At 63.4% G+C, this 21,249-nt stretch carries 17 protein-coding genes and 2 pseudogenes; 10 read left to right on the top strand and 9 right to left on the bottom strand.

Annotated features, from left to right (window positions below; all coding sequences use genetic code 11):
• The first annotated feature begins 12 nt into the window (after positions 1-12).
• A complete protein-coding gene (locus AC0L2O_RS16465) occupies positions 13-315 on the top strand; it encodes a nucleoside triphosphate pyrophosphohydrolase family protein (RefSeq protein ID WP_473370434.1) in 303 nt (100 codons plus the stop codon).
• 16 nt (positions 316-331) lie between these two features.
• On the opposite strand, the gene glsA is transcribed toward AC0L2O_RS16465, so the two are convergent.
• Both glsA and AC0L2O_RS16475 read right to left on the bottom strand, forming a co-directional pair.
• On the bottom strand, positions 332-2,179 hold the full coding sequence (glsA, locus tag AC0L2O_RS16470) for a glutaminase A (RefSeq protein ID WP_473370435.1): 1,848 nt from the start codon (positions 2,177-2,179) through the stop codon (positions 332-334).
• Between the two features lie 145 nt (positions 2,180-2,324).
• Positions 2,325-2,547: pseudogene (locus tag AC0L2O_RS16475) on the bottom strand (acyl-CoA carboxylase biotin carboxyl carrier protein subunit).
• Between the two features lie 94 nt (positions 2,548-2,641).
• On the opposite strand from AC0L2O_RS16475, the gene AC0L2O_RS16480 reads away from it, so the two are divergent.
• The 4 genes from AC0L2O_RS16480 to AC0L2O_RS16495 all read left to right on the top strand — a co-directional run bounded on the left by AC0L2O_RS16480 (position 2,642) and on the right by AC0L2O_RS16495 (position 8,499).
• Positions 2,642-3,616, top strand: a complete 975-nt coding sequence (locus AC0L2O_RS16480) for an IclR family transcriptional regulator (RefSeq protein ID WP_369724466.1) — start codon at positions 2,642-2,644, stop codon at positions 3,614-3,616.
• Complete coding sequence (locus tag AC0L2O_RS16485; RefSeq protein ID WP_473370436.1) at positions 3,546-5,105, top strand: acyl-CoA carboxylase subunit beta; 1,560 nt, start codon at positions 3,546-3,548, stop codon at positions 5,103-5,105. Before AC0L2O_RS16480 ends, AC0L2O_RS16485 begins: the two co-directional genes overlap by 71 nt.
• Before the next feature lie 176 nt (positions 5,106-5,281).
• The gene (locus tag AC0L2O_RS16490) at positions 5,282-6,796 is read left to right on the top strand and encodes an ATPase domain-containing protein (RefSeq protein ID WP_473370497.1); all 1,515 of its coding nucleotides are present in this window, start codon (positions 5,282-5,284) and stop codon (positions 6,794-6,796) included.
• The gene (locus AC0L2O_RS16495; protein WP_409189136.1) at positions 6,793-8,499 is read left to right on the top strand and encodes a response regulator; all 1,707 of its coding nucleotides are present in this window, start codon (positions 6,793-6,795) and stop codon (positions 8,497-8,499) included. Before AC0L2O_RS16490 ends, AC0L2O_RS16495 begins: the two co-directional genes overlap by 4 nt.
• Positions 8,500-8,566: 67 nt before the next feature.
• Here the strand turns inward: AC0L2O_RS16495 and AC0L2O_RS16500 are convergent, their stop codons facing one another.
• The 6 genes from AC0L2O_RS16500 to AC0L2O_RS16525 form a co-directional block, all read right to left on the bottom strand.
• Entirely contained in the window at positions 8,567-9,088 is a 522-nt protein-coding gene (locus AC0L2O_RS16500; protein ID WP_409189135.1) for a TadE/TadG family type IV pilus assembly protein, read from the bottom strand.
• Positions 9,089-9,114: 26 nt separating this feature from the next.
• Positions 9,115-9,678 carry a TadE/TadG family type IV pilus assembly protein gene (locus AC0L2O_RS16505; protein ID WP_473370437.1) on the bottom strand — a complete coding sequence of 188 codons (564 nt, stop codon included), beginning with the start codon at positions 9,676-9,678 and terminating at the stop codon, positions 9,115-9,117.
• Positions 9,679-9,689: 11 nt separating this feature from the next.
• Positions 9,690-11,231 carry a TadE/TadG family type IV pilus assembly protein gene (locus AC0L2O_RS16510; RefSeq protein ID WP_473370438.1) on the bottom strand — a complete coding sequence of 514 codons (1,542 nt, stop codon included), beginning with the start codon at positions 11,229-11,231 and terminating at the stop codon, positions 9,690-9,692.
• 383 nt (positions 11,232-11,614) lie between these two features.
• Positions 11,615-12,910, bottom strand: a complete 1,296-nt coding sequence (locus tag AC0L2O_RS16515) for an MFS transporter (protein ID WP_473370439.1) — start codon at positions 12,908-12,910, stop codon at positions 11,615-11,617.
• A gap of 119 nt (positions 12,911-13,029) precedes the next feature.
• A complete protein-coding gene (locus AC0L2O_RS16520; RefSeq protein ID WP_473370440.1) occupies positions 13,030-14,220 on the bottom strand; it encodes an acetyl-CoA C-acyltransferase in 1,191 nt (396 codons plus the stop codon).
• Positions 14,221-14,355: 135 nt separating this feature from the next.
• Positions 14,356-15,126 (bottom strand): enoyl-CoA hydratase, encoded by a 771-nt coding sequence (locus AC0L2O_RS16525; RefSeq protein ID WP_473370441.1) that lies wholly within the window; start codon positions 15,124-15,126, stop codon positions 14,356-14,358.
• Positions 15,127-15,278: 152 nt separating this feature from the next.
• Between AC0L2O_RS16525 and AC0L2O_RS16530 the strand changes: the two are divergent.
• Positions 15,279-15,557, top strand: a pseudogene (locus AC0L2O_RS16530) (PaaI family thioesterase); the annotation flags it as partial.
• Positions 15,558-15,665: 108 nt separating this feature from the next.
• Entirely contained in the window at positions 15,666-16,286 is a 621-nt protein-coding gene (locus tag AC0L2O_RS16535) for a TetR/AcrR family transcriptional regulator (protein WP_473370442.1), read from the top strand.
• Between the two features lie 129 nt (positions 16,287-16,415).
• Here AC0L2O_RS16535 and AC0L2O_RS16540 read toward each other — a convergent pair whose 3' ends face one another.
• Entirely contained in the window at positions 16,416-17,324 is a 909-nt protein-coding gene (locus tag AC0L2O_RS16540; RefSeq protein WP_409189128.1) for a LysR family transcriptional regulator, read from the bottom strand.
• A 101-nt stretch (positions 17,325-17,425) separates the two neighbouring features.
• Between AC0L2O_RS16540 and AC0L2O_RS16545 the strand changes: the two genes are divergently transcribed.
• The 3 genes from AC0L2O_RS16545 to AC0L2O_RS16555 all read left to right on the top strand — a co-directional run bounded on the left by AC0L2O_RS16545 (position 17,426) and on the right by AC0L2O_RS16555 (position 21,247).
• Positions 17,426-18,922: a CoA-acylating methylmalonate-semialdehyde dehydrogenase gene (locus tag AC0L2O_RS16545; RefSeq protein WP_473370443.1), complete on the top strand. Its 1,497-nt coding sequence runs from the start codon at positions 17,426-17,428 to the stop codon at positions 18,920-18,922.
• Positions 18,923-19,037: 115 nt separating this feature from the next.
• On the top strand, positions 19,038-20,183 hold the full coding sequence (locus AC0L2O_RS16550) for an isobutyryl-CoA dehydrogenase (RefSeq protein WP_473370444.1): 1,146 nt from the start codon (positions 19,038-19,040) through the stop codon (positions 20,181-20,183).
• Positions 20,180-21,247, top strand: coding sequence for an enoyl-CoA hydratase/isomerase family protein (locus AC0L2O_RS16555; protein ID WP_473370445.1), 1,068 nt, complete (start codon positions 20,180-20,182; stop codon positions 21,245-21,247). The genes AC0L2O_RS16550 and AC0L2O_RS16555 overlap by 4 nt, the downstream gene beginning before the upstream one ends.
• The last annotated feature ends 2 nt before the right edge of the window (positions 21,248-21,249 follow it).

Consider the following 21,249-nt stretch of genomic DNA (forward strand, 5'->3'; position numbering starts at 1 on the left):
CGAGGGATGCCGATGACGATCGATGAATACGCGGCTTGGGCCGCAACGGTTGCGAAGGTCGATGAGCATCCGTCCAACGAACGGCTGTCATATCTCGGACTTGGCCTCGCGGGCGAAGCGGGCGAGGTCGCCGAGCACATCAAGAAGCTGCTGCGCGATGATTGGCTCGACAAGGCCGGTCTGGTCGAAGAGCTCGGCGATGTCATCTACTACTGGGCGTGCCTTTGCGCCGCGACCGGCCAGCAACCATCCGAATTGCTCAAGGCAAGCGCCGCCAAGATCAATCGGCGGATCAGCGAAGCAGCGGCCCGCTGAGCCCTGTCGCTGCCGCTTACGTCGAGGTCAGGATATCGACCTTGGCGTTGGCGACGATCAGGCGATCGGCGAGGAGCAGCGCCAGATTGCGCATGATGCGCTCGGAGGCCCGCGGGTGCTGCTTGCGGAAGCGTTCGAACGCTTTCAGCGGCACTTCGTAGGCAGTCGCCGCCATGTCGGCGAACACGTCGGCGGAGCGGGTGGTCTCGATCAGAGCCATTTCGCCAAAGGCCATGCCGGCGGTGAGGGTCGCCAGTCGCACGCCGTCGGGCAGCGTGACATGGACGGCGCCACTGCGCAGGAAGAACAGGGCGTCGGCCGGATCGCCGGTGGTGAGGATCTTTGCGCCGGACTGATAGGTCCGGATCGTGCAAGTCGCGCCGAGCTCGATCAATTCGTCCGCGCTGAGGCCTTCGAGCAGGGGCTGTTCGGCAAGTTCGGTGGTCTCGTGAAAGTCGATCGAGCCGCCGTAGCGGTAGACGATCTGGTCTTCCGCCCATTCGATCGCGGTGTCGAGCAGGTAGAAGTCGCGGACGTTCTTCAGCTCGGCCGTCCATTCGCGTAAGCTGATCCACTCCCTGGAGGCACGCCTGACGCCTGACAACACTACCGTGACGTTCAGCGCGGCGAGCTCCTCGAAAGCCTCGGCCGCGAGCCGCGCACCGGCACGCGTGGTGGAGGTCACGCGATGCAGATCGAAGATCACAAATTGCGGCCGTGGCCGCCCCGCAAGCCGGCGCGACACATAATCGACGGCCGAGAGCGACAGCGTGCCGACCAACTCGATCACCCGCACCTCCTGCTCGTGCGCCGCGAGAATGTCGCGTTCCTGCGGCCGGCGGACACGGCGCGACGGGCTCTTGCCGATATCGTAGTCGGCGATGACGGCGTTGCGCGCATCGTCGCTGCGGTTGAGCATGTGCAGATCGTAATGCGAGGACAGCGCCTCGCACACCTTGATGCCGCGCACGCTGTTGCCGTGCTTGTCGAGCCTTGGCGAGTAGCTGCCGAGCCCGAGACGCGCCGGCAGCGCCGCCAAAATGCCGCCGCCGACGCCGCTCTTGGCGGGGATACCGATCCGGTAGATCCATTCGCCGGCATAATCGTACATGCCTGACGATGTCATCACCGAGAGCGTGCGCGAGATTGCGTAAGCGCTCAGCACCTGTTCGCCGGTGACCGGATTGACGCCACGGTTGGAGAGCGTCGCCGCCATGACCGCGATGTCGCGCGCGGTGACCAGCACCGCGCATTGCCGGAAATAGACGTCGAGCACGCCTGCGACGTTGTCCGAGATCACCGCATTGGTCTTCAGGAGATAGCCAATGGCGCGGTTGCGGTCGCCGGTCTGGCTTTCCGAGGTGTAGACGGCCTCGTCCACCGCGAGATCGCGCCCCGCAAACCGGCTGAGCGCCAGGAGGATCTGCTCGAACGCATCCCCGCCCTTGCTGTCGTAGATCAGCCCGGTGCAGGCGATTGCGCCGGCATTGACCATCGGGTTGAATGGATGGTTCTCGGCGTTGAGGCGGATCGAATTGAAGGGATCGCCCGAGGGCTCGACGCCGATCGCGCTCTCGACCTTGCCCGCGCCCAACAGATCCAGCGCCAGCGCGAACACGAACGGCTTTGACATCGACTGGATGGTGAAGGGCACCCGGCTGTCGCCGACTTCGTAGACATGGCCGTCCAGCGTGGCGAGACTGATACCGAAATAGGCAGGGTCGGCCTTGCCGAGCTCCGGGATGTAATCGGCCACCGTGCCCGAGCTCTCTGCCGAGAATTCGTTAAGGCATGTGTCGAGAAACCGCAGCAGGGGCGGCTTCGAACGGGTCCAGGCGGAGGCGGGCGACGGTTGCGCTATCATTGCCTCCCTTGTGCAACGCAATCAGGGCACGCGCAACCCGGTGGTATCCCGACGCCATGCCCCGTGACGCCAGAACGCAAGACGTAATGCGCGATCTATGATGCTTTTTTGGATTGTCGCGAGCCACATCCGCAACGGTGCGAACTCAGCTCGCGACGATCGCGATCGCTTGTCCTTCCGCGACGATATCATCGAGCTTGACGAGCAGCGATTTGAGCGTTCCGGCCGCGGGCGATGGCACCGGTATCTCCATCTTCATGGCCTCGACGAACACAATCTCATCGCCATCCAGCGACCGTTCCTCCAACTTGCACGGGAGTTGCGCAGATGCGTCCCGCGACTTCGGTGACGATCTTAATTTCTGGCATGCCGTCGCCTTTTTGTTGTCGTCGCAAAATGCCTGAGGTAGCGTCATCTGCAAGTGGAATTTAATTTCGCACAGCGGAACAACTGGTAGGGAACATGGGACGACGTTCGGAGCGCTTGAGCAGGCAAGGAATGCTCGCCGGAGATGCGGGCGAGGGTGACGTTATCCAGGTGGTATCGCGCGCATTCGATGTGTTGCGATGCTTCGAGGGCCACGAGGCCCGGCTCGGCAATCTCGAAATTTCAAACCGCTGCGGCCTGCCGCGCTCGACGGTGTCGCGGCTCACGCACACGCTGACGCGCATGGGCCAACTGGTTTACCTGCCGCGTGACCAGAAATATCGCATCGGTCCGAGCGCGGTGGCGATGAGCGCCTCGATGATGAAGGGCGCGCAGCTGCGCAGCATGATTCGGCAACGGCTTCAGGAAGTCGCCGAGCAATTGCCGGGCACGGTCGGCTTCGTCGTCCCCGATCGCTTCCATCTCGTCTATTTGCAATTTGCGCGCTCGGCGACGGCGCTCGGCCTGCACGAGGGCACCGGCAGCCGCATCTCGATGGCCTCGACTGCTGCGGGCGCGGCCTATACCGCGGCGCTGGCGCCGGAAGTCGGCGACGCCTTCATTGCGGAGATGGAGCGGGAAGCGCCCGAGGCGGTCAGGATCCTGAAGCCTCGCATCGAGGCCAACCGCGAGGCGCTGCGTGAGCACGGCTATGTCGTGGCTTGCGGGCTCTGGAGCCCGCACATCAACGGGCTCGCGGTGCCGATCTGGTCGCCGCAGTATCAAACCTTCGTGGTCATCACGATCGGCCTTCTGTCCGCGATGTATGACGAGCAGCGTCTGCATACGGAAGTGGCGCCGCTGATGGTCGAGCTCGGCCGTTCCCTCGGCAGCCTGCTCGAAGGCGCTGAAGGCGACGTCTTCAACAATCGCATCCCGCGCAAGCCGGTCGCGATGGCCGTGCACAACAATAACAAGCCGATCAATTCGGAGGGCGTGAATGAACTGGAAGCCGGAACTCGACGAGCTCGCCCGGCGCGAAGCCTTCGCGCGGGAGATGGGCGGCGTTGACAAGGTCAAGCGACAGCATGACCAGGGCCGGCTGACTGTTCGGGAGCGCATCGACAAGCTGATCGATACAGGCAGCTTTCACGAAATCGGTGCCGTCTCCGGCATCGGCGAATACGATCCAACAGGCGAGCTCAAAAACGTGACGCCGGCGAACTGCGTGTTCGGCCGGGGGCGCGTCGATGGCCGCACGGTCGTCGTGGTTGGCGACGACTTTACCGTGCGCGGTGGTTCGGCCGACGCTTCGATCTCTGCAAAGCCGCTGATGGCCGAGGAGATGGCGCATGATTTTCGGCTGCCCATTGTCCGCATCATCGAAGGCTCCGGCGGCGGCGGCTCGGTCAAGACCATCGAAACCAAGGGCGCGGCCAATCTGCCCGGGGGCATCGGCGGCACGCGCTGGTATCGCTTCACGACCGAGAATTTGTCGCGCGTGCCCGTGGTCGCGCTGGGTCTCGGCTCTGTCGCAGGGCTCGGCGCCGCGCGGCTTGCCGCCAGCCATTATTCGATCATGACCCGGAAATCCGCGATGTTCGTCGCGGGGCCGCCGGTGGTGAAGGCGCTGGGGCAGGACCTCTCGAAGGAGGAACTCGGCGGTGCCGACATCCAGACCCGTGCCGGCGCGGTCGATCATGCCGTTGATACCGAGGAGGAGGCGTTCGCCTGCGCGCGGCGCTTTCTCTCTTATCTGCCTTCGTCGGTCTACGAATTGCCGCCGACCTTACCCTGCAGCGACAATCCGGAGCGCACCGAGGACGCGTTGATGAGCGCGGTGCCGCGCAACCGCAAGCAAGTCTACAAGATGCGGCCGATCATCGAGTCCGTGGTCGACAAGGGCTCGTTCTTCGAGGTCGCAAGGAATTTCGGCAAGCCCATCATCGCGGGCCTGGCGCGGCTCGAGGGCAGGGCGGTGCTGCTGCTTGCCAGCGATAGTTTTCACTATGGCGGCTCCTGGACGGCGGATGCCTGCCAGAAAGTGGTGCGCTGGGTCGATTTCGCCGAGACCTTCCATCTGCCGATCGTCTATCTCATGGACTGCCCGGGCTTCATGATCGGCCTCGACGCTGAGAAGGCGGGGACCATCCGCCACGGCGTCCGCGCCATGGCCGCGGTCAACCAGACCAGCGTGCCCTGGTGCACCGTGATCCTGCGCAACGCCTTCGGCGTCGCCGGCGTGGTGCATCAGCCGGCCGACCGTTTCTCGATCCGCTACGCTTGGCCCTCGGCCTATTGGGGCTCGCTCCCGCTCGAAGGCGGCATCGAAGCCGCCTACCGCGCCGAGATCGACGCGGCCGAGGACAAGGCTGCGAAGCTGAAGGAAATCGAGGATCGCCTCAACAAGCTCCGCTCTCCGTTCCGTTCCGCCGAAAAATTCTGGGTCGAGGAAATCATCGACCCCAGGAAGACAAGGTCGCTGCTGTGCGAGTTCGCGCGACTGGCCGAGCCGCTGCGTAAGGTAGGGCCACCGGAGAATTTTTCGATCCGGCCATAACGCTCAACCCTCTTTTCAGAACTGTTCCACAGCGCCGCGTCTGCGGGTATGCGTCTCAACGCGGAACCCGGAACCCGCCTCGAACGTTCTTTGCTAAATCTCGCCTTTTGGTTGGGAGCGCGACCCTGCGGCCCTGCGGCGAAGCCTTGTTTAGCTATGGAACTTCAGGGGGTTCAATGAGCGATTCATCGAGCGGGGCCCAGACCAGAGACTTCGAGGATCTGCCCCGGATTTCGACCGGCAGCGATGGCCTTGACGACATTCTCTGCGGCGGGCTCGATCCCAACCGCATGTATCTGTACGAGGGTCGCCCGGGCGCGGGCAAGACCACCATGGCCCTTCAATTCCTCCTCGAGGGTGCGCGTCGCGGTGAGCGCGTGCTCTACATCTCGCTGTCCGAAACCAAGCGCGAACTGACGCTCGTTGCGCGGCGGCACGGCTGGTCGCTGGATGCCGTCGATATCTTTGAACTGGTCCCGCCGGAGACGACGCTCGATCCGGAGCGTGAACTGACCGTGTTTCATCCCGCCGAAATGGAGCTGAGCGAAACGACCGGACTGATATTCAAGGAGGTCGAACGCATCAATGCGAGCCGTGTGGTGTTGGACAGCCTGTCCGAACTGCGCCTGCTTGCTCAAAACCCGCTGCGCTACAGGCGGCAGGTCCTGGCCCTCAAGCATTTCTTCACGAATCGCAATTGCACGGTCGTCCTCCTCGACGATCTCTCTTCGTCGCAAGACGACCTCCAGCTCCATTCGATCGCGCACGGCGTGGTGATGCTCGAACAGCTCGCCATCGATTACGGCGCGGAGCGCCGGCGCCTTCGTGTGATCAAGATGCGCGGCATCCAATTTCGCGGCGGCTTCCACGATTTCACCATCGAATCAGGAGGCTTGCGGATATTCCCGCGTCTGATCGCGGCGGAACATCACAAGTCGTTCAGCAACGAACTCACGTCCAGCGGCAATGCCGAACTCGACCGGTTGCTGGGAGGCGGTCTCGAACGCGGCACCAATGCACTTCTGATCGGCGCAGCGGGTGTCGGGAAATCTTCGCTGGCGCTGAGCTATGCAATCGCGGCTGCCGAACGCAACGAGCACGCCGTGTTCTTTGCCTTCGATGAAGGGCGCGGAACGGTGGAAGCGAGGGCTCGAACCCTTGGGCTGCCTCTGCAAAGGCACGTTGACTCCGGACGTATCCGGTTTCAGCAGATTGATCCGGCCGAGCTGTCTCCCGGCGAATTCGCCGCCAATGTGAAGGAGAGCGTCGAAAAGGATAACGCCCGCATCGTCGTGATCGACAGTCTGAATGGGTATCTGAACGCGATGCCGGATGAGCGATTTCTCATCCTGCAAATGCACGAACTCCTGACTTATCTTGCGCAGCAAGGCGTGCTGACCATCCTGATCCTTGCGCAACACGGGCTGGTCGGTCCGATGGATACGCCGCTGGACATGAGCTATTTGAGCGATTCAGTGCTCATGCTGCGTTATTTCGAGGTGAACGGAACGGTGCGGCGCGCTTTGTCTGTGGTCAAGAAGCGGACCGGCAATCACGAGCATACCATCCGCGAGTTTCGCCTCAGCAGTGCCGGCATCACGCTCGGTCCCCCGCTTCGGGAGTTTAGCGGCATCTTCACCGGCACTCCGCGTTATACCGGAACGGCATTTCCGGGAGAGCCGGCGGAATGAGTGCCGACCGGGATCACTGCGTTCTCGTGTTTGCTCCGATCGGCCGCGATGGCCCGGCCTCGACCGAGCTTTTGCGTCATTCCGGTCTCGAAGCGATCAATTGTCGAATGTTTCCCGAATTGATCAGCGAGATGTCTGCCGGCGTGGGCGCCGTTTGCCTCGCCGAGGAAGGCTTGTTCGGAAGGGACACGACGCCGCTGGCACAATGGATCGAGCGGCAGCCGCCCTGGTCCGATCTTCCCTTTGTGATTCTCACCAGTCACCGGGCGCAGCCGGCGGTCGTTGCCTGGCGCCAGAGTATCGTCCAGCTCCTTCGGAACGTGTCGCTGCTTGAGCGGCCGGTTCAGCCGATCACGCTGACCAGCGCGGTCCAATCGGCGATGCGGGCACGCCGGCGGCAATATGAGATACGCAGCTTGCTCGAAGCGCGCGAGCGAACCGCTCAGCAGCTCGAAAGGCTCGTGGTCGAGCGCACCCGGGCGCTCGAGCAAGCGAACAAGCACTTGCGGCTTGAAATGGAAGAGCGCGCGCGCGTCGAAGAGACGCTTCGGCAAGCCCAAAAGATCGAAGCCATCGGACAGTTGACGGGCGGAGTAGCCCACGACTTCAACAACCTGTTGATGGTGATTTCCGGCGGCCTGGATATGCTCGACCGTCAGGCGGACCCAAATCGCCGCCGTCGTCTCATGGAAGGAATGGTCCAGGCGGCGCAGCGCGGCGCCGGCTTGACCCGGCAACTCCTGGCTTTTTCCCGCCGGCAGAAGCTCCGGCCGGAGCCTGTCGACATCGCGATGCAGATCGGCGGCATGCGCGAATTGCTCGATCGCAGTCTGAGAGGCGACGTTCACGTCGCGTTTGATTTTCCGGAAGATCTCTGGCCGGTGGAGGTCGACCCCGGCGAGCTCGAACTGGTCGTTCTCAACCTGGCGGTCAATGCCCGGGACGCGATGCCGAGCGGCGGCACGATCGTCGTCCGCGGCGAGAACCTGCCCGACCTGCACGACGAGCAGATCGAGGGCGACTATGTCCGTCTCTCGGTGGTGGACACGGGCGTTGGCATGGGCCCCGACATCCTGTCGCGGGTTTTCGAACCGTTCTTCACCACGAAGGACGTCGGCAAGGGCTCGGGACTCGGGCTCGCTCAGGTGCACGGATTTGCGACCCAGTCACGGGGAGCGGTTCGCATAAAGTCGACAGTTGGCGAGGGCAGCAGTATCGAGCTCTATCTGCCGCGATCGATGAATCTCCCGTCGCAAGAACGGCATCTCATCGACCTGAACAGGGTTCGTCCGAAGAAGGCCAGCCATGGCCAGGTCCTTCTGGTCGAAGATGATGACGAGGTCGCCGCACTCGTCAGCGAGATGCTCGCGCAGCTCGGCTATGAGGTCACGCGCGCCGCCAGCGCGGCCGCCGCTCTTGGTGCCCTCGCGGATGGTCGCCCTGTCGACATCGTGTTTTCCGACATCATGATGCCGGGTGGCATGAACGGGGTCGAGCTCGCACGAGAGATCCAGAGAAGGCGAAGCGACATCCCGGTGTTGCTGACCAGCGGATACGCCGAGGCGGCGGTTCGGGACGCCGAAAGCGCTGGTGTCCAGATCCTGCCCAAACCCTACCAGATCGAAGAACTCGCCGCAGCGCTTGGCGCCGCCAAGCAAGATTTTCAGCGCGGCACCGAGCCCGCGCGGTCCGGTGCGTCCTGAGGCCACATGCAGACCGGGCCCAGGACGGTGAGCTGCGGCGCGCACCTCTCGCGCTCGCCGGCGCGCTTCAGCTGCACGGATACTGCACTGCCGAGGAAACGCGCGGATACAAGTAATAGCTCTCGCTGATCGGGACGGTCCCGGTGATCGTGTAGCCGAGGTTGGGCGTGTACTGGTACGTGACCTCGCCCAGCAGCAACGAAATGTTGGAGGGCGAGGGCGTGCCGAGGGACGTTGGCAAAGTCATCGGCTGAGCTACCGGGCGTGGGGTGCCGTTGAGTGCTTTGCTCCAGGTCACGGTCGCCTTTCCGTTGGCGTCCGTCGATACTTCCGACACGACGACTGTCGTATTCGCCGCGGCATAGGGGGCGATCGTCGCCGCCGACGCCCCAAGCATGGTGCTCAGTGATGTGTCGGTGACGCAGGCGTTCCGTGACACCATGTCCACGACCGTGTGAGCTGTTTCACTGACCTTCACGCTGATCGCCATCCCGTTCCCGAGCTCGACGCCGCCCACATAGAGCACCAGCATGAACGGCACCACGATGGCGAATTCCACCGCCGCGACGGCGCGCGTATCGACCCACAAGTTACGTATGCGATGAAGGCTTCGGCTCATGAGTTGACAAAGGCCTCGTTCATGAAAGCCGTGGACGACATCATCAGGCGGACGCTATTGCCCGGTTGGTTCGCCAGATTGAAACCGAGTGGACCCAGGAAAACCGGCCACAGATACATCACCCGCACGACAACGATGTCGCCTTGATTGCCGGGGTTGAATTGCCAGACGTTGGTCACGTTTCCCTGGCCGTCATAGGTCAGGGCTGGCAGGGCCGTGTTCGCCGAACTCCATGAGTTGGCAACCTGAACGTCGATCATCAGGCCGTTGCAGTTGAACAGGATCACGACGTTGCTGCAGACCGCCTGGGCAAATTGAGCCTGGGTCATGTTCTGGCCCTGAGCCTGTCCCGTCAGGATCGCCCGGCTCGACTGGTTCACCACCTGCTCCAGGAGCTGCTGGGCAAAGAAAACAAGGAAGGTCTGGATGAGCGCGACCAGCAAGGCGATGAACGCCGGGCCGATCAGCGCGAATTCGACCGCGGTTGCGCCCTTCCGGTCGGCACAGAACGCGCGCCAGCGGCGGCGTCTGGTGATGGGCACGGCGTGTGTGGCGGTCATGACTGCTTTCTCTATTGAGTCAGGCGGGGGTCGGACGCGACCTTGAGGAACAGAGCCTGGAGTGCGCTCGTGATGTCGCCGTTGGTCGACACCTTCGTGTACAAATCGGGCGACGAGGCGCAGGCTTGGAGATTTGTCTCGATCTGGCTGGTCGAGCCGGTGGACGTGCTGTTGAAGGGGTAGATCCAGCTATCGTACCAGGAGTTGGTTTTATGGAGCGCCGAGTCGTCATATTCGGTGTAAAGCACCGCGATGCGGATCTTCCTGTCCTTGATCGTGGTGCAAATCGTCGGATCGAGCGGCGCCTGGCAGCGCTTACCTGTGAGCGTCTTCTTGCAGGAGTTCGTGTATGGGTCGGTGGTAATATTCACGTCCTCGACGCCGTCGGTCACGAGGAAAACCACTTCCTGTGGCGTATCGTTGGCGACGTTGGTGCCGTTCCCCGGAGTGGGCATGATCTTGTTGAGACCGCTCAATGCGCCCGCGATGCTGGTGTCGGCGTCGCTGTTATTGTTCGTCGATGTCAGCCAGTTGTTCTTGTAGACTGGCAAGACCGCAATGTTGTTGGCATAACTCTGGATGGTCGCGACCGTGTAGCTGGTCGTCGAGTTGGGCGTCACGGGAGTTCGCACCACCCCCGGTTTTCCGGACGGCGCGAAGATCGGCGAGCTGCTGTTCAACTGATAATCGAACGAATAGATCGCAAGCCCATAAGTATTTCGATTGGTGGTCGACACGCTTTGGGCGGTACTGATCAGGGATTTGACGGCCAGCGCTACACGATCGATGCGTAACGTGACGCCAAGATTGATGGCAAGCTGGTAGTTATCAATCCCGCCTGGATTGCCCAGATTGTCAGCCGCAGGATTGGTTTCGTGGCATGCGAAACCGCACCCTTTGGTGCCGTTTGAGTCGACCTGCTTTTGCGTGTTGGCGATCAGCTTGTTGATGTCGTCCGATGTTGCGCCGATCGCCATCGAAGGCGAGTCGTCCAGCAAGAGATAGAAATTGATGTTGGGCGCGCCCTGGTTGCGTGCCGAGGACTGACCTGTGAACGGCCAGCTTGCCTGTTTGAGCAGGTTCGGGAAGGCATTGGTCGCGGTCGCGTTGTAGCAGACCTGGACGTTGCGAACGACCTGGTTGTTCGAGTTGACGGGGTCAGCATAGACTGTGTCGGTGCCGGGGCAGGCGGCGTAGGTACAGTAGCCTGTTGTGGAATCGGGTTTGCTGCAATTGACCGCGACCGTGAGAGTTGGCTGTCCCGGCAAGTTGTTGTTGCTCACCAGAGTGTTCGCAGTGATGTTGAAGACGTTCTTCGCTGCGGTCTGGGCCGCCTGCGGGCTCTGCTGCATCATCGCCGAAGTGACGGTGGCGACGGCGGCAGCGTCGGCGGCGGAGTCGAGGTTGACCTTCATGTGCTGCGTATGAGTGTAGTCCAGCGCCATGCCCAGCAGAAAGACGGTCGGCACCATCACAAGTCCAAAGATCACGGCGACGTTGGCCTTGCGATCTCTGGCAAAACGATACAACCAAGCACGGAGCATGATCTTCATCCCAATCGCCGTCGGACTTGGCAGAGGCAATTTCTCTGGCCTATCAAGGATCGAGGACCGGCGAACGCGACCGGGCGACCTCTGCCGACCTCTCAGCAGAGCGGAACTTTGAAGATCGCCTGTTAAGTAAAGCTTACGCGGATCGCGCGAACACGGGCCCCCGAAAATCCGCGGTTGCCGGATCGAGCGGCATCATTAACCAAAGCTTAAGGCGTCAGGAAAATTGAAGCGACTTGCCTCGCCAGGCGGCATGCTGGTTCTCCCTCCCCGGGAAGAACCGAGAGAGGGAGCACAGAGTTACGAGCTGTAAACCGTCCGGCGCGGCTGGGCGCGGAGTGTAGGAGCCCTGAACCAGCTCGCGCCGGCCCGGTCACGCGGGCCGCTCATGCCATCGCAGGCTTCGCTTGCGGCTTTGGTTGTCGCGACAGCCCGAGCACGATCAGCGACGCGAACACGCAGAGCGCACCCGCAACGAAGAAGGCGGGGAGATAGCTCTGGAGCAGCGTCCGCGACAGGCCCGCGCCGAACGCCGCAGTGCCGGCGCCAAGCTGATGGCCCGCAAAAATCCAGCCGAACACCAGATTGGCGCGCTCGGGTCCGAACTTCTGCGCGGTCAGCCGCACGGTCGGCGGCACGGTCGCGATCCAGTCGAGCCCGTAGAACATCGCGAAGATCGACAGGCCGTAGAACGAGAAATCGCTGAAGGGGAGGAAGATCAGCGATAGCCCGCGCAGCCCGTAGTACCAGAACAGGAGGTAGCGATTGTCGTAGCGGTCCGACAGCCAGCCCGACATGATGGTGCCGAAGAAGTCGAAGATGCCCATGGCGGCGAGCAGGCTCGCGGCCTGCACCTGCGGGATGCCGAAATCGAGACACATCGGGATCAGATGCACCTGGACCAGGCCGTTGGTCGAGGCGCCGCAGACGAAGAAGGTCGCAAACAGGATCCAGAACGCACTCGACTTCGAGGCGTCGCGCAGCGTGCCCAACGCCACGGCCGTGATCGAGCCATGGCTGACTGGAGGCGCGGGCAGGGGCTCGGTACCTTCGTCGCCGTGCGGGCGCAGGCCCACATCGCTCGGACGGTCGCGCATCAAAAGCAGCACCGCCAGTGCGGAAACGCCGAGCATGATGCAGACGAAGCCGAGCGCAAGCCGCCAGCCATAGCGCTCCGTGAGGCTCGCCAGCAGCGGCAGGAATACGAGTTGGCCGGTGGCGACGCTCGCGGTCATGATGCCGATCACGAGCCCGCGGCGCGCTGCGAACCAGCGCGTGGCGATGGTTGCACCCAGCACCAGCGCGGTCATGCCGGTGCCGAGGCCGATCACGACACCCCACAAAGCGACGAGCTGCCAGACCTCCGTCATGCCGAGCGAGGCCACCAGCGCCGAGACGACGATGAGCTGGGCGGTGAGCGTGACGTTGCGCAGGCCGTAACGGTTGAGCAGCGCCGCAGCGAACGGCGCCATCAGCCCGAACAGGATGAAGCGGATCGAGAGCGCGGACGAGATCTGCGCCGTGCTCCAGCCGAATTCCTTTTGCAGGGGAACGATGAACACGCCGGGCGCGCCGACCGTGCCGGCGCTGATCAGGGCGGCGAAGAAGGTCACGCCGACCATCACCCAGCCATAGTGAATATTGCGGCGGCCGAGTGCTGCCGCGAGCCAGTTCGAGATCATTGGGCCTCAATATTGCTGGGCAGGCGTGAAGAGGACCTGCGCGAGCTTGCAGAATGGCATGGGAATCGTCTGTCGAAAATGACAGACTTCCCTCATTTTCTGACGTTTACGTCGGGACGTCAGATGCGCTCTACGGCAATCGCGGTAGCTTCTCCGCCACCAATACAAAGCGCGGCGACGCCGCGCTTGAGGTTCTTCGCCTCGAGCGCATGCAGCAGCGTCACGATCAGTCGTGCGCCGGTGGCCCCGATCGGATGGCCGAGCGCGCAGGCACCGCCGTTGACGTTCAGCTTGTCGCGGGGAATGCCGAGATCGCGCTGCGCCGCCATCGCCACCACGGCAAACGCCTCGTTGATCTCGAACAGGTCGACATCGGCGGCGTTCCAGCCCACCTTGTCGAGCAGCTTGCGGATCGCCGGGATCGGCGCCGTGGTGAACCATTGCGGCTCCTGGCTGTGGGTCGCATGGCCCTTGATCACCGCGAGCGCCGGCAGGCCGTTGCGATCCGCGAGCGACCGCTTCGTCAGCACCAGCGCCGCGGCGCCGTCCGCATTCGCCGACGACGCGGCGGGCGTGATGGTGCCATTGGCTCGGAACGCAGCCTTCAGTCCGGGGATTTTTGCCGGATCGACCTTCAGCGGATGCTCGTCGTTGGCGACGATGCGCGGTCCGGCCTTCTCGGTCAGCGTGATCGGCGCGATCTCCGCCTTGAACGCCCCACCCTCGACCGCGCTGCGTGCGCGGGTAAGCGTTTCCATCGCATAGGCGTCCTGGTCCTTGCGGGTGAACTGGTACGCCTCCGCCGTGGCCTCGCCGAAATCGCCCATGGAACGGCCGGTCTCGTAAGCGTCCTCCAGCCCGTCCATCATCATGTGGTCGATGATACGGTCATGGCCGGCGCGATAGCCGCCGCGTGCCTTTGCCAGCAGATAGGGCGCGTTGCTCATGCTCTCCATGCCGCCGGAGACGACGATCTCGGCCGAGCCCGCACGAATGATGTCGTGCGCCAGCATGGTCGCTTTCATGCCGGAACCGCAGACCTTGTTCACGGTGGTGGCGCCGGTCGCGTCGGGAAGTCCGGCCGCGCGCGCGGCCTGCCGCGCCGGTGCCTGACCCTGCCCGGCAGGGAGGACGCAACCCATGAAGACCTCGTCGACCTTCTCAGGCGCGAGCTTTGCCCGGTCCAGCGCAGCGCCGATCACATGCGAACCGAGCTTGTGTGCGGCCAGTGGCGACAGCTCGCCCATGAAGCGGCCGAGCGGGGTACGGGCGGCGGAAACGATGACGACGGGATCGGCGGCTTCGGCCATGGCGAGGCTCCCTGACGATGATGTAAGATTATAATCATCATATGATGCGGCGCAAAAAAAGCAACTGCGCCCGGCATGAGAAATTGTCGTGGTTCGGATGAGATTTGGTCGTTCGATCGGAGGAGGCGGAGAACTCTACCGCTTCCGATCCACAAACGCCTGCATCAGCCGCGTCGGCTCATCCGTCAGGAACGACTCGCCGAAGATTTTGACGCTCAAGTTCACCGACTCCGTCAGCGGCAGTTCCTCCCATTGCCGCAGCAGCGCCTTCTGCGACCGCAACGCCTCGGGGCCGCATGCGAGCAGCGCGGTCACGGTGTGCTCGACAGCGGCATCCAGCCCGCCCTCCGGCGCGACCTTGTCGACCAGTCCCCAGGCCAGCGCCGTGGGCGCGTCGATATTTTCGGCCGTCATGACCAGCCAGCGCGCGCGGGCCCAGCCGATCAGGCGCGGCAATAGCGCCGCATGAATGACGGAGGGGATGCCGACGCGCACCTCCGGCATGCCGAAATGCGCATCATGGGCCGCGATGCGGAAGTCACAGGCGGCCGCCACTTCGAGCCCGCCGCCGAGGCACCAGCCGGGCATGCGCGCGATCACGGGAGCAGGGAACGCGCGCACGGCTTCGCAGAGATCGCGCAGGCGAGTAATAAAGGCTTCCGCTGATGTCTGGTCGAGCCTGGCCATCTCCTTGATGTCGGCGCCGCCGATCATGCTCTTCTCGCTCTCGCCACGCAGCACCACGACGCGGATGCTGCGGTCGGAAGCGAGCTGCTGCAAGCCTTGGCGGACAGCATCGGTGACGGGCGAGCCCAGAATGTTGAGCGGGCCGGCGTTGCAGATCGTGACGTGAACGACGCCACGTGCGTCGCGCGTCACGCCGCAGTGCTGATTGAGCATTTCCATCGTGAGATCCCGAAGTTTCGTGGACGTGTGCAGGCGCACCAGTCGGGATCACTTCCGGGCCGAAACGCGCTCTTTGTCAAGCGGGCAGGGAATGCAGTTGTCGGCGCGAACTCCGTCCTATAGCATGACGCATATCATACAAATGGCGTCCCATGACCGAAAACGAACAAGTCGAGCTGTTTTCGCCCGAGCGCAGGCGCGAGCGCGTTGTGGATTGGCAGGTGCCCGGGCCGGTTGCAAAAGCGGCCATGGGCCTTTCGGGAATGGACGCGATGCTCGCACTCCGCGACGGACGGCTGCCGCCGCCGCCGTTCATCAAGCTGATCGGCCTCACAATGACGGTGGTCGAGCCCGGCCGGATCGTCATGGAACTGGAGCCGCGCCAAGACCTCGAAAATACCATCGGGCTCCTGCACGGCGCGTGCAGTGCACGCAACGGCAACCTTTTCCATGATCGGCAACGATTTTACAGGGAATTAATCCGCCCTTGGCGCGATATCCGTGTTATTAGATGACCTTCGACATTCAATGAGAGCCGCATGCGCTATTCCCCGGAACACAAGCAGGAAACCCACGACCGCATCGTGAAGAAGGCGTCCGTGCGGTTGCGCGAAAAGGGCGCCCATGGCATCGGCGTCGCCGACCTCATGAAAGAGGCGGGCCTGACCCATGGTGGCTTCTACGCGCATTTCGATTCCCGTGAGGCGCTGGTGATCGAGGCGTTTGGCTACGCCATGGACCGCTCGATGGAGCATTGGCGCAAGCAATCCGGCCAGGTCGCGCCGGAGAAGCAGCTCAGCCAGATCGTCGAGACCTATCTCTCCACGCTGCATCGCGACGATCCCGGCCATGGCTGCTCGATCCCTTCGCTCGGCGCCGAGATCTCCCGCGAGAGCCCGAAGACGCGGAAAGCTTTTGCCGGCAAGCTCGACGAGATGATCGAGATGATAACCGACTATATCCCCAATCTGCCACGCAAAGCCGCGCGCAAGCAGGCGATCGCGACGCTGGCGACGATGGCCGGCACCATGCTGCTGGCGCGGATCGCGGGGACCGGCGAGCTGTCCGACGAGGTGCTCAAGGCCGGCAAGGAGAATGCGCTCGACGCCGCGAAGCGTGAGCCGAAGCTGACGGCTGCGAAGAAGCCGAAGCAGGGCTAGCTGCCGTAGGGTGGGCAAAGGCGCTCTTGCGCCGTGCCCACCATTCCTCCACGATCGCGGCTGACGTGGTGGGCACGCTCCGCTTTGCCCACCCTACAAATTCTTCGCTTTGCCCACGAGAGCGGTACTTCACTGCCCCGCAAACAACGCCCGCTCGCGCTCGACGATCTCGCCGATGTAATCCGCCACCGCCCTGATCCGCGCAAGATCCTTGCTGTCGGCGTGCATCAGCATCCAGAAGGTGCGGGTGATCGAAACCTCCTCGGGCAGCACCGGCACGAGCTGCGGATAGTCGGTCGCCATGAAGTGCGGCAACACGGCGATGCCGAAGCCTGCGAGCGTGGCATTGAGCTGTGCGATCAGATTGGCGCTGCGCAGACGTGCGGAGATCCGCGGTGAGACCTGCGGCAAATAGTCGAGCTCGGGCGTGAACAGGAGTTCCTCGATGTAGCCGACGAAACGATGTTGCGGCAGCACCTCGCGCGAGACGATTTTGGGGAAGCGGTCGAGATAGCCGGGGGCAGCATAGAGCCCAAGCCGATAGTCGAGCAGCTTGCGGCCGACGATGCGGCCTTCCTTCGGCATCGTCAGGCTGATCGCGATATCGGCCTCGCGCTTGGAGAGGCTGAACAGCCGCGCGGTCGCCACCAGTTGCAGATCGAGATCGGGATACCGGTCGGCGAACGGCGCCAGCCGCGGCGCCAGGAACGCGGTGCCGAAGCCGTCGGGCGCGCCGATCCGCACCGTGCCGGTCAGCCGCGCCACCGATCCCCCGACCTGCTCCTGGTTGGCAACGATGGTCGATTCCATCGCCTCCGCGCTGTCGGCGACGCGCTGGCCGGCTTCGGTGAGGAGGTAGCCGGTTTTGCGGCGGTCAAACAGCTTGGCCGAAAGCTGCTTTTCCAGCCGGTCGACGCGGCGGATCACGGTCGCATGGTCGACGCCGAGCTGCTTTGCCGCAGCCGACACCGAGCCGCCCCGCACGATGGCCAGCACGAAGCGGAAGTCGTCCCAGTCGATGTGACCTTGATCCAGCATTTTCGCACATCTAAGGTGCATTATCTCAGACTTGAATCCTATAAAATGCAGGTCGATAGGATTTGTCAAAGCGATCAGGCTGGCCTTAAGGAGATCATTCCATGCGTTCAATCGGACATTTCATCGGTGGCAAGGAGGTCAAGGGCACCTCGGGCCGCACCGCCGACGTTTTCGAGCCGATGACCGGTGACGTGCAGGCCAAGGTCGCGCTGGCGTCCAAGGCCGAAGTCCGCGCCGCTGTGGAGAACGCCCGCGCCGCGCAGCCGGAATGGGCCGCGACCAACCCGCAGCGCCGTGCCCGCGTCATGACGAAATTCGTCGAGCTGGTGCAGCGCGACTACGGCAAGCTCGCCGAGCTGCTCGCGCGTGAGCACGGCAAGACCGTGCCCGACGCCAAGGGTGACATCCAGCGCGGCCTCGAGGTTGCAGAATTCGCCTGCGGCATCCCGCATCTGATGAAGGGCGAGTACACCGAAGGCGCCGGCCCCGGCATCGACATCTATTCCATGCGCCAGGCGCTCGGCGTCGTCGCAGGCATCACGCCGTTCAACTTCCCGGCGATGATCCCGATGTGGAAGTTCGCGCCCGCGATCGCTTGCGGCAACGCGTTCATCCTCAAGCCGTCGGAGCGCGATCCCGGCGTGCCGATGATGCTGGCCGCACTGATGATCGAGGCCGGGCTGCCGGCCGGCATCCTCAACGTCGTCAACGGCGACAAGGAAGCGGTCGACGCCATCCTCGACGATCCCGATATCAAGGCCGTCGGCTTCGTCGGCTCCACGCCGATCGCGCAGTACATCTACGATCGCGCAGCCCAGACCGGCAAGCGCTGCCAATGTTTTGGCGGGGCCAAGAACCACGCCATCATCATGCCCGACGCCGACATGGACCAGGCGGTCGACGCGCTGATCGGTGCCGGCTACGGCTCCGCCGGCGAGCGCTGCATGGCCGTCTCGGTCGCCGTGCCCGTCGGCAAGACCACAGCCGACCGGTTGATGGACAAGCTGATCCCGCGCGTCGAATCGCTCAAGATCGGCACCTCGATCGACCCCTCCGCCGATTACGGCCCGCTGGTGACGCGCGAGGCGGTCGAGAAGGTCAAGGGCTACATCGACATCGGCATCAAGGAAGGCGCGACGCTCGCCGTCGACGGCCGCGGCTTCAAGATGCAGGGTTACGAGAACGGCTTCTATCTCGGCGGATCGCTGTTCGACAACGTCACCAAGGACATGCGGATCTACAAGGAAGAGATCTTCGGCCCCGTGCTCTCCGTGGTGCGTGCGCACGACTACAAGGAAGCGCTGGCGCTGCCGTCCGAGCATGACTACGGCAACGGCGTTGCGATCTTCACCCGCGACGGCGACGCCGCGCGCGATTTCGCGGCCAAGGTCAATGTCGGCATGGTCGGCATCAACGTGCCGATCCCGGTGCCGATCGCGTACTACACGTTCGGCGGCTGGAAGAAGTCGGGTTTTGGCGATCTCAACCAGCACGGCCCGGACTCGATCCGCTTCTACACCAAGACCAAGACGGTGACCTCGCGCTGGCCGTCCGGCGTGAAGGAAGGCGCGGAGTTCTCGATCCCGCTGATGAAGTAATTTCCTCGTCATTGCGAGGAGCCCTTGCGACGAAGCAATCCAGGATCTTTCCGCGGACACAGTCTGGATTGCTTCGCTTCGCTCGCAATGACGAGAGAAAGATGAGCAGCCCAGCATGCAGTTCGCTCTGAACGAGGATCAGGTCGCGGTTCGCGACATGGCGTTGGCGTTTGCGGCTTCGAGGATCGCGCCGCACGCGCTGCGCTGGGACGAGGAGAAGCACTTTCCCGTCGACGTCATGCGCGAAGCCGCGACGCTCGGCATGGGCGGCATCTATATCCGCGACGATGTCGGCGGCTCCGCCATGACCCGGTTCGACGCGGCGCTGATTTTTGAAGCGCTGGCGACGGGCTGCCCGACCACCTCGGCCTTCATCTCGATCCACAACATGGCGTCCTGGATGATCGATGCCTATGGCAGCGACACCCAGCGCCACACATGGCTGCCAAAACTCTGCACCATGGAGTTGATCGCGAGCTACTGCCTGACCGAGCCGGGCGCAGGCTCGGATGCGGCGGCGCTGCGCACCCGCGCGGTGCGCGATGGCGATCATTACGTCCTCAACGGCCAGAAGCAGTTTATTTCCGGCGCGGGCGGTACCGATCTGCTGGTCACGATGGTGCGCACCGGCGGCGACGGTCCCGGCGGCATTTCGACGCTGGTGATCGACGGCAACACACCAGGCGTGTCGTTTGGCGCCAACGAGCGCAAGATGGGCTGGAATGCGCAGCCGACTCGCGCGGTGATGTTCGAGAATGCGCGCGTGCCTGTCGAAAACAGGCTGGGTGAGGAGGGCATCGGCTTCAAGATCGCGATGGCCGGCCTCGACGGCGGTCGCCTCAACATCACGGCCTGCTCGCTGGGCGGCGCCCAGACCGCGCTCGACAAGGCGCGCAGCTACATGAAGGAGCGCAAGGCGTTCGGGAAACGTCTCGATGAATTCCAGGCGCTGCAATTTCGTCTCGCCGATATGGCGATCGAGCTCGAGGCCGCGCGCACTTTCCTGTGGCGCGCCGCGGCGGCGCTGGACCGCAAGGACCCTGATGCCACCATGCTCTGTGCCATGGCCAAGCGGTTCGGCACCGATGCCGGTTTCGAAGTCGCCAATCAGGCGCTCCAGCTTCACGGCGGCTATGGCTATCTCAGCGAATACGGCATCGAGAAGATCGTGCGCGATCTGCGCGTGCACCAGATCCTCGAAGGCACCAATGAAATCATGCGGCTCATCGTGGCGCGCAAATTGATCGAGGGCGCGCGATGAGTTCGGTGGAAGAGGGCGATCTGGTCGCCCGTGTCGAGGGCGCGGGCGGGATCATCAGGCTCAATCGTCCGAAGGCCATCAATGCCGTGACGCTGGAGATGTTTCGCGACATCGAGAAGGCGCTCGATCGCTTCGAGGCCGATCCGGGCGTCGCCGTGATCCTGCTGGAAGGTGCCGGCGAGCGCGGGCTCTGCGCCGGCGGCGATATCCGTGCGCTCTGGGAAAGCTCGAAGGTTCACGGCGACCTCGGCAAGATTTTGTGGCGCGAGGAATACATCCTCAACGCCCGGATCAAGACGTTTCCGAAGCCCTATGTTGCTTTCATGGACGGCATCGTGATGGGCGGTGGCGTCGGCCTGTCCGCGCATGCGAGCCATCGCGTGGTCACCGATCGCACCAAGCTCGCAATGCCTGAGGTCGGGCTCGGCTTCTTCCCGGATGTTGGCGGCACTTGGTTGTTGTCGCGCTCCCCCGGCGAGATCGGCACTTATTTCGGCCTCAGCGGCCAGACCATGAATGGCCCCGATGCGATCCACGCGAAGTTCGCCGATGCGGTGGTGCCGGCGGCCAAATGGCCGGAGTTGCGCGAGGCGCTGACCAGGGTTCGTCAAGGCGCGACGGCCGCAGAGGTCAGCAAGCTCATCAAAGGCTTTGCCACCGGTGAGACCGCCGGACCGGTCGCCGCAAAACAGCCGATCATCGACGCGCTGTTCGGCTTCGACCGCATGGAGGATATTCTTGCGGCGCTCGAGCGCGACGGCTCGGAGTTTGCGCTCGCAACGCTGAAAACGCTCAACGAAAAATCGCCGCGTGGGATGGTGGTGACGCTGAAACTGCTGCGGCTGGCGCGCACTGCGTCGAGCCTTGAAGAATGTCTGGTGCGCGAGTATCGCGCCGCGCTGGAGGTTTTTCGCAGCGATGATTTTCGCGAAGGCGTGCGCGCCGCCGTGATCGACAAGGACCGCAAGCCGGCCTGGTCGCCGCCGCGGATCGAGGACGTCACGCCGGAGATGCTGGCGCCGTATCTCGCCGGGATTGGCGCCGACGAACTGAAGTTCAACTAAAC

The organism is Bradyrhizobium sp. Kon10 (genome assembly GCF_055807395.1).